The sequence below is a fragment of the Variovorax boronicumulans genome, assembly GCF_019352895.1.
GTDB lineage: Bacteria > Pseudomonadota > Gammaproteobacteria > Burkholderiales > Burkholderiaceae_C > Variovorax > Variovorax boronicumulans_A.
On record NZ_JAAAFX010000008.1, the window covers coordinates 109,951 to 122,219 of the forward strand.

At 70.2% G+C, this 12,269-nt stretch carries 11 protein-coding genes; 6 read left to right on the forward strand and 5 right to left on the reverse strand.

Annotated elements, in window-relative coordinates:
• Window positions 1–333 precede the first annotated feature (333 nt).
• The gene (gene dinG / locus K0H49_RS18800) at window positions 334–2,553 is read right to left on the reverse strand and encodes an ATP-dependent DNA helicase DinG (protein WP_219215721.1); all 2,220 of its coding nucleotides are present in this window, start codon (window positions 2,551–2,553) and stop codon (window positions 334–336) included.
• Window positions 2,554–2,599: 46 nt separating this feature from the next.
• Window positions 2,600–3,046, reverse strand: a complete 447-nt coding sequence (locus K0H49_RS18805; RefSeq protein WP_219215722.1) for a PACE efflux transporter — start codon at window positions 3,044–3,046, stop codon at window positions 2,600–2,602.
• A gap of 102 nt (window positions 3,047–3,148) precedes the next feature.
• Here K0H49_RS18805 and K0H49_RS18810 point away from each other — a divergent pair, with 102 nt between their 5' ends.
• Window positions 3,149–4,066, forward strand: a complete 918-nt coding sequence (locus K0H49_RS18810; protein ID WP_219215724.1) for a LysR family transcriptional regulator — start codon at window positions 3,149–3,151, stop codon at window positions 4,064–4,066.
• Here K0H49_RS18810 and K0H49_RS18815 read toward each other — a convergent pair.
• From K0H49_RS18815 to K0H49_RS18825, 3 genes are all read right to left on the reverse strand, one after another.
• Window positions 4,063–4,863, reverse strand: coding sequence for an SH3 domain-containing protein (locus K0H49_RS18815; protein ID WP_257624996.1), 801 nt, complete (start codon window positions 4,861–4,863; stop codon window positions 4,063–4,065). The genes K0H49_RS18810 and K0H49_RS18815 overlap by 4 nt on opposite strands.
• Window positions 4,864–4,953: 90 nt before the next feature.
• Window positions 4,954–5,988, reverse strand: coding sequence for a homocysteine S-methyltransferase family protein (locus tag K0H49_RS18820; RefSeq protein ID WP_219215726.1), 1,035 nt, complete (start codon window positions 5,986–5,988; stop codon window positions 4,954–4,956).
• A 74-nt stretch (window positions 5,989–6,062) separates the two neighbouring features.
• Window positions 6,063–7,004 (reverse strand): helix-turn-helix domain-containing protein, encoded by a 942-nt coding sequence (locus tag K0H49_RS18825; protein ID WP_219215729.1) that lies wholly within the window; start codon window positions 7,002–7,004, stop codon window positions 6,063–6,065.
• A 228-nt stretch (window positions 7,005–7,232) separates the two neighbouring features.
• Here K0H49_RS18825 and K0H49_RS18830 point away from each other — a divergent pair, with 228 nt between their 5' ends.
• The 5 genes from K0H49_RS18830 to K0H49_RS18850 are packed head-to-tail and all read left to right on the forward strand — an operon-like array spanning window position 7,233 to window position 12,235.
• On the forward strand, window positions 7,233–8,102 hold the full coding sequence (locus K0H49_RS18830; RefSeq protein WP_219215730.1) for a fumarylacetoacetate hydrolase family protein: 870 nt from the start codon (window positions 7,233–7,235) through the stop codon (window positions 8,100–8,102).
• Between the two features lie 14 nt (window positions 8,103–8,116).
• Window positions 8,117–8,902, forward strand: coding sequence for an alpha/beta fold hydrolase (locus K0H49_RS18835; RefSeq protein ID WP_219215731.1), 786 nt, complete (start codon window positions 8,117–8,119; stop codon window positions 8,900–8,902).
• Between the two features lie 43 nt (window positions 8,903–8,945).
• Window positions 8,946–10,223, forward strand: coding sequence for a metal-dependent hydrolase family protein (locus K0H49_RS18840; RefSeq protein WP_219215733.1), 1,278 nt, complete (start codon window positions 8,946–8,948; stop codon window positions 10,221–10,223).
• A 33-nt stretch (window positions 10,224–10,256) separates the two neighbouring features.
• Window positions 10,257–11,198, forward strand: coding sequence for a branched-chain amino acid ABC transporter permease (locus K0H49_RS18845; RefSeq protein WP_219215736.1), 942 nt, complete (start codon window positions 10,257–10,259; stop codon window positions 11,196–11,198).
• A complete protein-coding gene (locus tag K0H49_RS18850) occupies window positions 11,198–12,235 on the forward strand; it encodes a branched-chain amino acid ABC transporter permease (protein WP_219215738.1) in 1,038 nt (345 codons plus the stop codon). Before K0H49_RS18845 ends, K0H49_RS18850 begins: the two co-directional genes overlap by 1 nt.
• The last annotated feature ends 34 nt before the right edge of the window (window positions 12,236–12,269 follow it).

Genomic DNA, 12,269 nt, shown 5'->3' on the forward strand with positions numbered 1-12,269 from the left:
CCTCGCGCCGGGCGGGGTCCGCGCAAACTCGCTGCGCTCAAACATGCGCGGCCCTGATCCGCCCGCCGCTGCGGTGCTCGCCGCAGGCTCGACAGCCGCCCCAAGGCATGCCGCCCACCGACGTGGACGCGCGCGTGGTGCATTCTTCTTTTCCCTCTCCCCCTGGGAGAGGGCAGGGTGAGGGCATGGGCGGTGGATCAGGCACGCGTGATGTGAGGCTGACGCCCTCACCCCTGCCCTCTCCCAGAGGGAGAGGGAGTGAACAGCCAAACGGCCACCGCGCGAACACGGCATGACCCTCCTTCCACTTTCCTGCGTAGAGGGAGAAATATCTCAAGCCGCGGCCGCTTCCCCCGCCGCCTCCCCCGCCCGCACCGTCGTCAACGCAAACGGCGGCAGCCCCTGCAGCAGCCGCTGCCCGTACGAGGTGCGCACCAGCCGCCGGTCGTAGCAGTACACGCTGGCCCGGTCGTCCTCGCTGCGGATCGCGCGGCCCACCCATTGCGCCAGGCGGATCGCGGTGGCGGGCACCACCAGTTCGGTGAAGGGGTCGCGGCCCACGGTGCGCAGCCATTCGGCGCGCGCCTCGCCCACCGGGTCGTCGGGCGGCGCGAAGGGCAGCTTGGCGATGAACACCGATTCGCACAGCTTGCCCGGCAGATCGAGCCCCTCGCCGAAGGACTGCATGCCGAAGATGACCGAGGGCAGGCCCTCGCCCACGCGGTGGCGGTGCGTGGCCAGCAACTGCTGGCGCGGTAGCGCCGTCTGCAGCAGCACGCGCGGGCGCAGCGCCATGGGCAGCGCCTCGACCGCCAGCCGCAGTTGCTCGCGCGAGGTGAACAGCACCAGCGCGCCGTGCCGCACATCGGCCAGGTCGCGCACCAGGGCCTGCACCATCTCGGCCACGTAGCCGGCAGCGTCGCGCGGATCGGCCCGGGTCTCGACCGCGATCAGCCGGCCCTGCACTGCGTAGTCGAAGGGGCTGGGCACTTCCAGCGTGGTCGCGGCCTCGTCGCCGTGCAGGCCCGACTCGCGCAGGAAAAAGTCGAAGCGCCCGCAACTGGTGAGCGTGGCCGAGGTCAGCACCGCGCCGCGCACCTTGTTCCAGAGCTGATGGCGCAGCGTGGCACCCGGCAGCAGCGGGCTCGCGTGCGCCTGCAGCACCTCGCGGTCGCCATAGACCTCGAGCGTGAACCACTTGGCGGCCGGCACCGCGTCGGGCGCGGCATCGCGCAGCAGCAGTTGCGCGGTGTCGAGCATCTGCTCCAGGCGCGGCGCGAGCGCGCCGAGCTGGGCGTACATCGTCGACAGCTTGCGCGCCATGGCGGGCTGCTCGCGCATCTCGGCGCGCAGGGCGTTGGCGATCACGCGCAGCGCTTCCAGGAAACCCGAGGCGTGATGCGCCACCCGGCCCAGCGGACCCTGCAGCACCTCGGGCAGCGCGCCCAGCGGCAGCCGGGCCCGCGCGGGGCCGCGCGCGGCCGGGCCGTCGAGGCCGGCGCGCAGGGCGTCGCCGTACAGGTCCATCACCAGCCGCTCGGTGTCCTGCAGCGCCTGGCGCATCTGCGCCGCGTGGGTCGGGATGTCGGCCACCTCGGTGACTTCGAAGCGCACGCCCACGCGCACCGCGCGCCGGGCCAGTCGCTCGGCCCAGGCGTGCTGGCCCAGGTCCATGCGGCAGCCGAATTGGGCGAGCGCGGTGGCTGGCAGGTGGTGGGCCTCGTCGAGCACCAGCAGCGAGTTGTCGAGTTCGGGCAGCTGCCGGTTGCCCAGCGAGGCGAGCAGCAGGTCGTGGTTGACCACGATGACCTGCGCGCCGACCAGCGCCTTGCGGCGCTCGTAATACACGCACTGGTTGAACGAGGGGCAGTGCTTGCCGCTGCACGAGGCGGCGTCGGCCGCCATCGGCAGCCAGGCTTCGGCCGCGGGCGGCGTGGCCAGCGTGTCGCGGTCGCCGTCCCAGGCGCCGGTCGACAGGGTCTGTGCGATGCCGGTGTAGAACTTGAGCCGCGCCTCGACCTCGTGCGCGGGACGGGTGGCGCGGGCCGCGGCCTCGTGGGCCTGCTCGTCGGCGAACAGGTCGTAGCCGCCCTCCTCGTCGTCTTCCTCGTCGAGTTCGCCGACCATGCCCGTCAGGCGCTCGAGCTTCTGCTGGCACACGTAGCGGCCCCGGCCCTTGGCCAGCGCAAAGCGGAAGGGCTGCGACAGCAGCGCCGCCAGCGCGGGCAGGTCCTTGTGGACCAGCTGCTCCTGCAGCGCCACCGTGGCGGTGGAGATCACGACGCGGGTGTTGCGCGCCAGCGCGAGCGCGATGGCCGGTGCGCAGTAGGCCAGCGACTTGCCGACGCCGGTGCCGGCCTGGATCACGGCGATGGCGCGCACCGGCGGGGCCGCCTCGTCGTCATCGACCTTGCCCAGCGTGGCGGCACCCAGCGTGTTGGCCACCTGCTCGGCCATGCGCCGCTGGCCCTCGCGGCCGCGGAAACCCTCGCTGGCCTGAACCACCTCATCGAACGCCTGCAGGGCGGACGCGGCCCATTCCAAAGAAGACATGCGGCGAGTGTTGCACGACCCGCGACCGGGGGCCGTTCCTGCGGCTTCAGGCCGGCTGCGGTGCGCCCTTGGGATCGGTGGCCGAGGCCGGCAGGCCGAAGAGGGTGTCGAAGGCCCAGTTGAAGACGAAGGTGTAGACCAGGAAGAAGACCACCAGGCCCAGGTCCATCACCAGCGCGGCCCAGAGGCTGATGTCCAGCCACCAGGCGATGGCCGGCACCAGGAAGGCGATCAGGCCGCCCTCGAAACCGATGGCGTGGGCGATGCGGCGGCGCAGGCTGCGCCCGCGCACGACCTGGCGCGACTCCCAGCGCTCGAACAGCCAGTTGAAGGTCAGGTTCCAGCACACCGCGATGGCCGAGGCGATGACCGACAGCACGCTCGAATGCGCCAGGCCCTGGCCCGACATCAGGGCCAGGCCGATGCTGGCCGCCACGATGGCGATGCCCTCGTAGAGGGTGATGTAGACGACGCGGCGCTTGAGCCCTTGCATGAGAAACCTCGAATAGAAACGGTGAACAGGTCTGGACTTTATGTGTCTCTTTCTGATATATAAAGTCATCTTCTATCAGTTGAATTGACAGGTCGGCCGCCCATGGCTTTTTCCTCCGACAACCTGCAGGTCTTCCTGGCGGTGCTCGACCACGGCTCCTTTTCGGCCGCCGCGCGCTCGCTGGGGCGGGTGCCCTCGGCCGTCAGCATGGCGATCGCCGGCCTGGAAGCCGAACTCGACCTGCCCCTGTTCGATCGCAGCGGCCGCGAGCCCAGGCCCACGGCCGCCGCGCGCTCGCTCGAGCCGCAGGCCCGCCTGCTGGCGGCGCAGTTCAAGCAGCTCGAGGTGCAGGCGCTGGCGCTGACCCAGGGCCTGGAGAACCGGCTGACGCTGGCCATCGCGCCCGAACTGCTGGCCGCTCCGTGGAGCGGCGCCCTGGCCGCGCTGGCGCAGGAATACCCGCTGCTCGAAGTGGAGGTGCTGGCCGCGCCCCAGGCCGACGCGCTGGCGCTGCTGCACGAAGGGCGCGCCCAGCTCGCGGTGGTGTTCGAGCGGCCCAGCCTGGACGGCCGCGAAGGTTTTCAGGAAGTCGCGAGCGACACCATGGTGGCGGTGATGGCCCCCGACCATCCGGCGCTGGCCGCGGCCGGCGGGCGGCTGCGCGAGGAGCACCTGCACAACACGCGGCAGATCGTGGTGGCGGGCCGCGACCTCGCGACCAGCGACCCGCGCTTCGTGTTCGGCCGCCATGTCTGGCGCACAGACAACGCACTCGCCGCGCTGAGCCTGCTCACCGCCGGCCTGGGCTGGGGCTGGCTGCCGCGCAACTTCGTCAAACCGCACGTGGCGGCCGGCGCGCTGCTGGAGATTCCGTTCGAGAACCTGAGCAACGGGCTGGACCTGTGGGTCGACGTGGTGTGGTCGCGCGAGCGGCCGCTGGGACTGGGGGCGCAGCGCTTCGTCGCGCTGATCGCGCGCGACAAGGGGAGCGCAAAAGCCGAAAAGGCTGAAAAGACCTAGCGTCCGTGGCGGCCCTCGCCGCCGCCGCGGTGATCGCCACCGCCCCGGTGGTCGCCGCCCCGCCCCGGGCCTTGCGGCCTGCCGCCCCCACCTTCACGGGGCCCGCCCTGCCCCCGGATGTACAGGCCCCCGTTGGATTGCGGGCGCGGCCGGTCCGGCCGGACCTCCGGGCGAGGTCCTGGCGGCCTGCCAGGGCGCACGCCCGGATCGGGCCGGGGCCGGAAGCCGTCGTCGCGCGGCGGCCGGAAACCCGGGCCGGGCGTGGGGCGCGGATCGGGACGTGGGCGAAAGCCGGGGCCAGGCCCCCCCGGGCCGCCGGGGCGCCACGGGTTGGGCCGCCATTCGGGCCGCGGCGGGGGCGGCGGGCGCCAGCCCTGCACCGGCGGCGGCGGGCGCTGGCCCCACCAGCGGCGGTCGCCGTACCAGGGCCGGTCGCGGTAGTAATTCGACCAGTAGCTGCCCAACGTGAAGGCCACGATCGGCACGCCGATCACCGCGCCGTAGGTGGCGAGCGGCACGCGCTGCTGTTCGTAGGCGTAGTCGAGGCTGGGCGCGTAGACCCAGCCGCGCAGCCCGTCGGGCAGCACCACGTCGCACCAGCTGTAGCCGTTGGTGCACCCCATCACCTCGAGCGGCTGGCCGCCGCCCAGCGTGGCGACCACCGGATAGTCGGGCGCCGGGCCGGCGCGCAGGTTCAGCGCACCGCGCGTGAAGGCCTGCTGCGCGGCGGCCGCGAGCGGAAGAGAGAGGGCGATCGAGCCGATGCCGATCCAGCGCCAGGCAAGCTTGTTCATCATGTCGGGATTCCTTCCCTTGCAGGGTAGGCGTCGCGCCGAAGCGCTGTCAATCGGCCGAGGCGCCAACCGCCCGGCCCGCCGCGATCGGCTTCAGGCCGCTTCGCGGTAGAACAGCGTGCGGCCCGGCAGCGGCGCCACGGCTTTGCCGATGGCCGCGATGTGGTCGGGCGTGGTGCCGCAGCAGCCGCCCACGATGTTCACCAGGCCGTCGGCCGCGAACTCGTGCAGCAGGCGCGAGGTGACGTCGGGCGTCTCGTCGAAGCCGGTGTCGCTCATCGGGTTGGGCAGGCCGGCGTTGGGGTAGCAGCTGATGAAGGTGTCTTCGGCCACGCGCGCCAGTTCCTGGATGTAGGGCCGCATCAGCGCCGCGCCCAGCGCGCAGTTCAGCCCGATCGCCAGCGGGCGCGCATGGCGCACGCTGTGCCAGAAGGCGGTGACGGTCTGGCCGCTGAGGATGCGGCCCGAGGCGTCGGTCACGGTGCCGCTGATCAGCAGCGGCAGCCGGTGGCCCGAGTTGTCGAAGTACTCGTCGACCGCGAACAGCGCGGCCTTGGCGTTGAGCGTGTCGAAGATGGTCTCGACCAGGATCACGTCGGCCCCGCCCTCGACCAGCGCCTCGGTCTGCTCGTAGTAGGCCGCGCGCAGCGATTCGAAGTCGATGTTGCGCGCGCCGGGATCGTTCACGTCGGGGCTGATGCTCGCGGTCTTGGGCGTCGGGCCCAGAGCGCCGGCCACGAAGCGCGGCTTGTCCGGCGTGCTGAACTTGTCGCAGGCCGCGCGCGCGAGCTTCGCGGATGCGAGGTTCATCTCGCGCGCCAGGTGCGCCATCTTGTAATCCTCCTGCGCGATGGTGGTCGCGCCGAAGGTGTTGGTCTCGATCAGGTCGGCACCGGCCGCGAGGTAGCCCTCGTGGATGTCGGAGATCACGTCGGGCCGCGTGAGCGAGAGCAGCTCGTTGTTGCCCTTCACGTCACGCTCGAAGTCCTTGAAGCGCTCGCCGCGGTACTGCGCTTCCGTGAGCTTGAAGCGCTGGATCATCGTGCCCATGGCGCCATCGAGGATGGCGATGCGTTGGGAGAGGATGGCGGGCAGCGCCTGGGCTCGGGTGTACGCGACGGGTTTCATTGCCGAAATTCTAGGCGCTCGGCCCGGCCGATGCCTCCGAAGGGATGCTCGTCGCCGACGCGGCCGTGCTCGGCTCACGGCCGCGTCCAGGGTGCAGCCCACGGCCCTTGCTGCTGCGACGGCCGGGGCAGCACCAAGTCCACGGCTTCGCGATCGTTGGGCAGCCCCGTCACGCTGCCCACGGGCGACGGCGCCAGCGCCGCACGTCTATAGGTCGAGGGGCGGACACCGGTGTGGCCCTTGAAGAAGCGCGAGAAGTTGCTCGGCGCGGAGAAGCCCAGGTCCATCGCCACCGCGGTCAGCGACTCGCCTTCGTAAAGCAGTCTGCGGATCGCCTCCTCCACGCGCACCGCGCTCCAGAAGACCTGCGGCGTGGTGTGCAGCTGGTCGCGAAAGAGCGCGAAGAAGTGCGCCCGCGACAGCCCCACCTTGGCCGCGATGTCGTCCACCGGCGTCTTGTCACCGACGTGCTCGCGCATGTACGCGATGGCGCGGCGCAGCCGATGGTCCAGGCTCGGATGTGCGTTCACGCGCATGCCATGGTCGGGATAGGCGACCGATGCCTCGATCGCCGCGCCCAGCAACTGCTCCACCTCGTCGTCGACACGCGCGCGCGGCTCGTGGGCGTTGAGCATCAGGTCGAGCACGGTCCAGCAGGCGCGCCGGATCATCGCGTTGATGGGCACGCGCGCCGAGGTGAAGGCCAGCGGCCGTCCGGTGGCAAGGCGGCGTTCCTCCAGCCATGGCCGCGACATGTAGAAGCACAGGAACACCGACGGTGCATCGGAGTCGAGCAGCGTCATGTCGTGCTGCTCGAAGGCGTTCACGCCCAGCGCCACCTGGTCGCTGTACTGCAGCACCTCGCTGCCGATGCGCGCCTGCGCACGCGCGCCGCCGAGCCAGAACGCGATGTGGGCTTCGCTGTGCGAATGGGGCACGAGATCGGCCTCGAGGTTGAGGACCACCGCTCGCCCGAAGGCGCCTTCGTGCAGGGCGAACGCTTCCAACTCTGCCATGGCGCTTGCTCCGTCTGTGGGTTGGAGCGGATTCTGATTGCGTGCAACCGGCGCGTCGCACCGGCTTCGGGAAAGTCCCAACAACACCGCCGGACTCAGCGATAAGCCACCCGATCCAGCGATAAGCGGCCTCGCCGATGCATGCCTACATTCCTCCCATCGCGAGGCACATGGCTTGTGTCCGCCCCGCCCCGCCCCGCCATCGAGTGCATCAACACGGAGAGCTTCATGCGCCTTGCCACCTACCGAATCCACGGCCGAGCCCACGTCGGACGTCTGTCCGCCGACGGCACCCACATCGCCCCCCTGGCACTGTCGCCCCAACAGTCCGAGCGCGGCATCCTCAGCGTGATCGAACTGCTGGCCAGCGGCGAGCCGATGCCGCCCGCGGCCGGCCCCGAAGTGGCGCTGGTGCTGTCCCAGCTCGACGCGCCGCTGCCGCTGCCGCGGCGCAACCTCTGGTGCGTGGGCCGCAACTACCACGCGCATGCGAAGGAACTGTCGGCCTCGGTGTTCAAGGACAACGACACCGATCCCGAGTCGTGGCCCATCGTTTTCACCAAGGTGCCCGAGTGCGTGGTGGGCCCCTTCGACGACGTGCTGGTGCCGACCGACGTGTCGACGCAGATCGACTACGAAGCCGAGCTCGCGGTGGTGATCGGCAAGGGCGGCAAGAACATCCGCCGCGCGGACGCGATGGACTACGTGTTCGGCTACACGGTGGTCAACGACGTGACCGCGCGCGACGTGCAGATGCGCCACCAGCAGTGGGACATGGGCAAGTCCTTCGACACCTTCTGCCCGATGGGCCCGTGGATCGTGACCGCCGACGAGCTCGACGGCCGCCAGACGCGCGTGCGCTGCTGGGTCAACGGCGAGCTGCGCCAGGAAGGCCCGACGCAGAACATGATCTTCGACATCCCGACGCTGATCGAGACCGTCTCGCGCGGCATCACGCTCTATCCGGGCGACGTGATCGCCACCGGCACGCCGGCCGGCGTGGGCATGGGCATGAAGCCGCCGCGCTACCTGAAGGCGGGCGACGTGGTGCGCATCGAGATCGACGGCCTGGGCGCCATCGAGAACAAGTTCGTCTGAGCGGGAGCCCCAGCATGACGACGCATTTCGTGGACGGCCTGGCCGTCGAGGTGGAGGGCGAAGGCACGCCGGTGGTGTGCGTGCACGGCCTCGGCGGCTCGAGCAACAACTGGAGCCCGGTGATGAAGGCGCTGCGCGGCTTCCAGGTGATCCGCATCGACCTGCCGGGCAGCGCGCGCTCTGCAGGTGCCGCGCATGGCGCGCTGTCGATCCAGGTCTTCGTCGACGCAATTGCCCGCGTCTGCGAGCGCCTGTCGGTGCGCGGCGCGCACTTCCTCGGGCACTCGCTCGGGACCATCGTCTGCCAGCACCTCGCAGTGCAGCAGCCTGCGCTGGTGCGCAGCCTGGCGCTGTTCGGCCCGCTCGTCTGTCCGCCCGAAGCGGCACGCCCCAACATCCGCGCCCGCGCGCAGAAGGCGGCCAGCGAAGGCCTGCCCGGCCTGCAGCTGATCGCCGACCAGATCGTGCAGGCCGCCACCGCGGCGGCCACCAGGGAGTCGTCGCCGATCGCCTGCGCGCTGGTGCGAGAGAGCGTGATGCGCCAGGACCCGCAGGGCTATGCAAAGAGCTGCGAGGCGCTGGCCGACGCGCAGTCGGCCGATCTCGAGGCATTGAAGGTGCCGACGCTGCTGGTGACAGGCGACGAGGACGCCGTCGCACCGCCGAGCCACGTGCACGCGATGGCCCAGCGCATCGCCGGCGCGCGCGTGCAGGTGCTCAACCGCTGCGGCCACTGGACCACCTTCGAGCGGCCGCAGGAATGCGAACGCCTGCTCGCCGACTTCCTCGCGCGAGCCTAGCCGCCGCCCGCGCGACGGCTGCACAACAAAGACGGAGACAAGCATGAGCGACATCGTGATCACCAACGCACGCATCTTCGATGCGAGCGGTGACCATCCCTTCAGCGGCGAGGTGCACATCGAGGGCAACCGCATCACGCAGGTTCGCCGCGGTGGCGCCAGCGGCGCCCAGGCGCGCCAGACCATCGATGCGGCCGGTGCCTTCCTGATGCCGGGCATGACCGAGGCCCACACGCACTTCGCCTGGAACGACCAGCCCAACCTGTCGTCGATCCAGATGATGCCGCCCGAGGAGCACATCCTGTGGTGCGTGCGCGTGGCCAAGCGCTACCTCGACATGGGCTGGACCTCCTGCGTCGGCGCGGCCACCGCCAAACCTCGCCTCGACGTGGTCACGCGCAATGCGATCAATGCGGGCGAGTTTCCCGGTCCGCGCTACCTGGCGGCCAGCCAGGAGATCACGGTGCAGGGCGGCCTGGGCGACGAGACGCGGCCGCACCTGCCATTCGAGGAGCTGAGCTTCGGCACCGTGGTCAGCGGCCCCGAGGAGATGCGCCGCGCGGTACGCCAGTTCATCAAGTACGGGGTCGACTCGGTCAAGCTGAACCTCTCGGGCGAGTACATCGCGGGCATCCCGGCCGAGTTCACGCCCTTCTCCGACGAGGAAGTCGCGATGTGCGTGCGCGAGGCCAAGCGCTTCGGCAAGCGCGTGGCCGCGCATGCGCGTTCAGCGGAGTCGGTCAAGCAGTGCGTGCGACACGGCATCGAGGTGATCTACCACGCGAGCTTCGCCGACGAGGAAGCGCTCGACATGCTCGAGGCCAACAAGGACAAGCATTTCGTCGCGCCCGGCCTGGCCTGGCTGATCAACACCTCGTACCACGCGGCCGAATGGGGCATCACGCCCGAGGTGGCCGAGCAGATGGGCTACCACCGCGAGCTCGAGATCGCGATCGAGACGATGAAGCGCCTGCACCGGCGCGGCATCAAGATCCTGCCGGGCGGCGACTACGGCTTCGCCTGGGTGCGCCACGGAACCAACGCCAAGGACCTCGAGTACTTCATGAAGTACGTGGGCATGAGCGCCACCGACGCGCTGCTGTCGGCCACGCGCGAGGGCGGCAAGATCATGATGCGCCCGCACGAGCTCGGCCAGATCCGGCCCGGCTTCCTGGCCGACCTGCTGCTGATCGATGGCGACCCGCTGGCCGACATCTCGGTGCTGCAGAAGCCCGAGCGCATCCTGGCCGTCATGAAGGACGGACAGTTCCACAAGTCCCCCGCCGTCACAGAGACGCGCGGCGGTGGCCGCCCCTACTGACGGCCCCGGGCCGCACGCACACCCCAGACCCCTATGAACGTCCGACAACGAACGGCGTGGGCCGCGCTCGCGCTGGTGCTGCTCGCCCTGAGCGCCGCCGGCCTGGCCCACAACGCCAAGCTCTTCGTGCTCACGCTGCTCAACGGCCTCACGCTGGCGGGGCTCTACTTCCTCGTGGCCAGCGGCTTCACGCTGATCTTCGGCCTGATGCGCAACGTGAACCTCGCGCACGGTGCGCTGTTCCTGATGGGCGCCTACGTCGGCTACAGCGTCGGCACGTACTCCGGTTCGTGGACGTTGGCCCTCGTCGCGGGCTTCCTTTCCGCGGGGCTGGCCGGCGTTGCGATGCAGATGCTGATCTTCCGCCGCATGGAAGGCCAGGAGATGCGCCAGACGCTGGTGACCATCGGCCTGTCGATCGTGATGGCCGACCTTTTCATGTGGATCTGGGGCGGCGACGTCTACCAGTTCAGCCCACCGGAATGGCTGGACACCCGACTGTCCTTGCCACTGGTGGTGGCCTACCCGACCTTCCGCCTGTTCATGCTCGTGGTGGCGGTCGTCATCGGCCTGCTGCTGTGGCTGATGCTCAACCGCACGGTGGTCGGCATGATGATCCGCGCCGGCGTCGACGACCGGCAGATGCTGTCGGCCAGCGGCGTCAAGGTGCAGCGCCTGTTCGTCATCGCCTTCGCGATCGGCGCGGGGCTGGCCGGCCTGGGCGGCGTGATCGGCGGCACCGCGCTGTCGATCGCGCCGGGCGAGGACGTGCGCTACCTGCTCGCCTCGCTGATCGTGGTCATCGTGGGCGGCATCGGCAGCATCTCCGGCGCGGCCGTGGGTGCGCTGCTGATCGGCATGGCCGAGACCTTCGGCCTGGCCTACGTACCGACCTACGGCGTGGTCTTCACCTTCGTGCTGCTGGTGGTCGCGCTCGCGTTCCGTCCAAACGGCCTTCTCGGAGCCAACCGGTGATGGACACCTCCACCTCTTCTTCCCGCACACCCCTGCGCACCGCACCGGCCTGGCGCCTGCCCGCGAGCACCCCCGGGTGGGCGCTGCTGCTGGTCGCGCTGCTGGCCTACCCGCTGCTGGTGCCCTCGTTCTGGGCCTACCAGATCGGCGCACAGAGCCTGGTGCTGGGCACCATCGCGCTGTCGCTGAGCTTCCTCGCCGGCTATGGTGGCATGGTGAGCCTGGCGCAGATGACGGTGGCCGGTCTTGCAGCCTACCTGGTCTGCATCTTCGGCGTCTCGGCGGTGGACACGGTGAGCCTGGGCTGGCCGCGCTGGCTGGCGATCGCACTGGCACTGCCCATCGCGACCTTGTCCGGCGTGGCCATCGGCACGCTCTCGATGCGCACCGAGGGCATTCGCACCATCATGATCACGCTAGCCATCGGCGTCGCTTTCTTCTACCTGACGCAGCAGAACTACGCGGTCTTCAACGGCTACCAGGGCTTCTCGGGCGTCACGGCGACGCCGCTGGCCGGCATCGACCTGAGCGCGCCGGTGCCCTTCTACTACCTGTGCCTGGCGGTCGCGGGAGCGCTCGCCATCGGGGTCGGCTATCTGGCGCGCTCAACCTTCGGCATCGCGCTGCAGGGCGTGCGCGACAACCCACGCCGCATGGCCTCGCTGGGCTTCAGCGTCACCGCGCACCGGTTGCTCGCGCATGCGATCGCCGGCTTCATCGCGGCCGTGGGCGGCGTGCTGTTCGTCTTCTACAACCACCAGATCTCGCCGGGCAGCGTCTCTACCGCGGCGCTGATCAACGTGCTGGTGATCGCCGTGCTCGGCGGCATGCGGCATCCGGTCGGGGCATTCGTGGGCGCCGCGGTGTTCGTGCTGCTGCAGAACTTCGCCATCGACCTGGTGAGCCGCGAGCGCTTCAACCTGGTGATCGGCGGCGTCTTCCTTCTCGTGGTCCTGGTCTCGCCGGACGGCGTGCTCGGACTCGCATCCCGCCTGCGAGGCTTTCTGCGCCCGGCCTCGCGCGACCAGGGGCGCTGACAGGGCCTGGGCTTTCCTTCCAAAAAACACAACG

Bases quoted from the DNA above. Each gene is read 5' to 3' on its own strand.
- dinG (WP_219215721.1), bottom strand. From the start codon at position 2,553: ATGTCTTCTTTGGAATGGGCCGCGTCCGCCCTGCAGGCGTTCGATGAG.
- K0H49_RS18805 (WP_219215722.1), bottom strand. From the start codon at position 3,046: ATGCAAGGGCTCAAGCGCCGCGTCGTCTACATCACCCTCTACGAGGGC.
- K0H49_RS18810 (WP_219215724.1), top strand. From the start codon at position 3,149: ATGGCTTTTTCCTCCGACAACCTGCAGGTCTTCCTGGCGGTGCTCGAC.
- K0H49_RS18815 (WP_257624996.1), bottom strand. From the start codon at position 4,863: ATGATGAACAAGCTTGCCTGGCGCTGGATCGGCATCGGCTCGATCGCC.
- K0H49_RS18820 (WP_219215726.1), bottom strand. From the start codon at position 5,988: ATGAAACCCGTCGCGTACACCCGAGCCCAGGCGCTGCCCGCCATCCTC.
- K0H49_RS18825 (WP_219215729.1), bottom strand. From the start codon at position 7,004: ATGGCAGAGTTGGAAGCGTTCGCCCTGCACGAAGGCGCCTTCGGGCGA.
- K0H49_RS18830 (WP_219215730.1), top strand. From the start codon at position 7,233: ATGCGCCTTGCCACCTACCGAATCCACGGCCGAGCCCACGTCGGACGT.
- K0H49_RS18835 (WP_219215731.1), top strand. From the start codon at position 8,117: ATGACGACGCATTTCGTGGACGGCCTGGCCGTCGAGGTGGAGGGCGAA.
- K0H49_RS18840 (WP_219215733.1), top strand. From the start codon at position 8,946: ATGAGCGACATCGTGATCACCAACGCACGCATCTTCGATGCGAGCGGT.
- K0H49_RS18845 (WP_219215736.1), top strand. From the start codon at position 10,257: ATGAACGTCCGACAACGAACGGCGTGGGCCGCGCTCGCGCTGGTGCTG.
- K0H49_RS18850 (WP_219215738.1), top strand. From the start codon at position 11,198: ATGGACACCTCCACCTCTTCTTCCCGCACACCCCTGCGCACCGCACCG.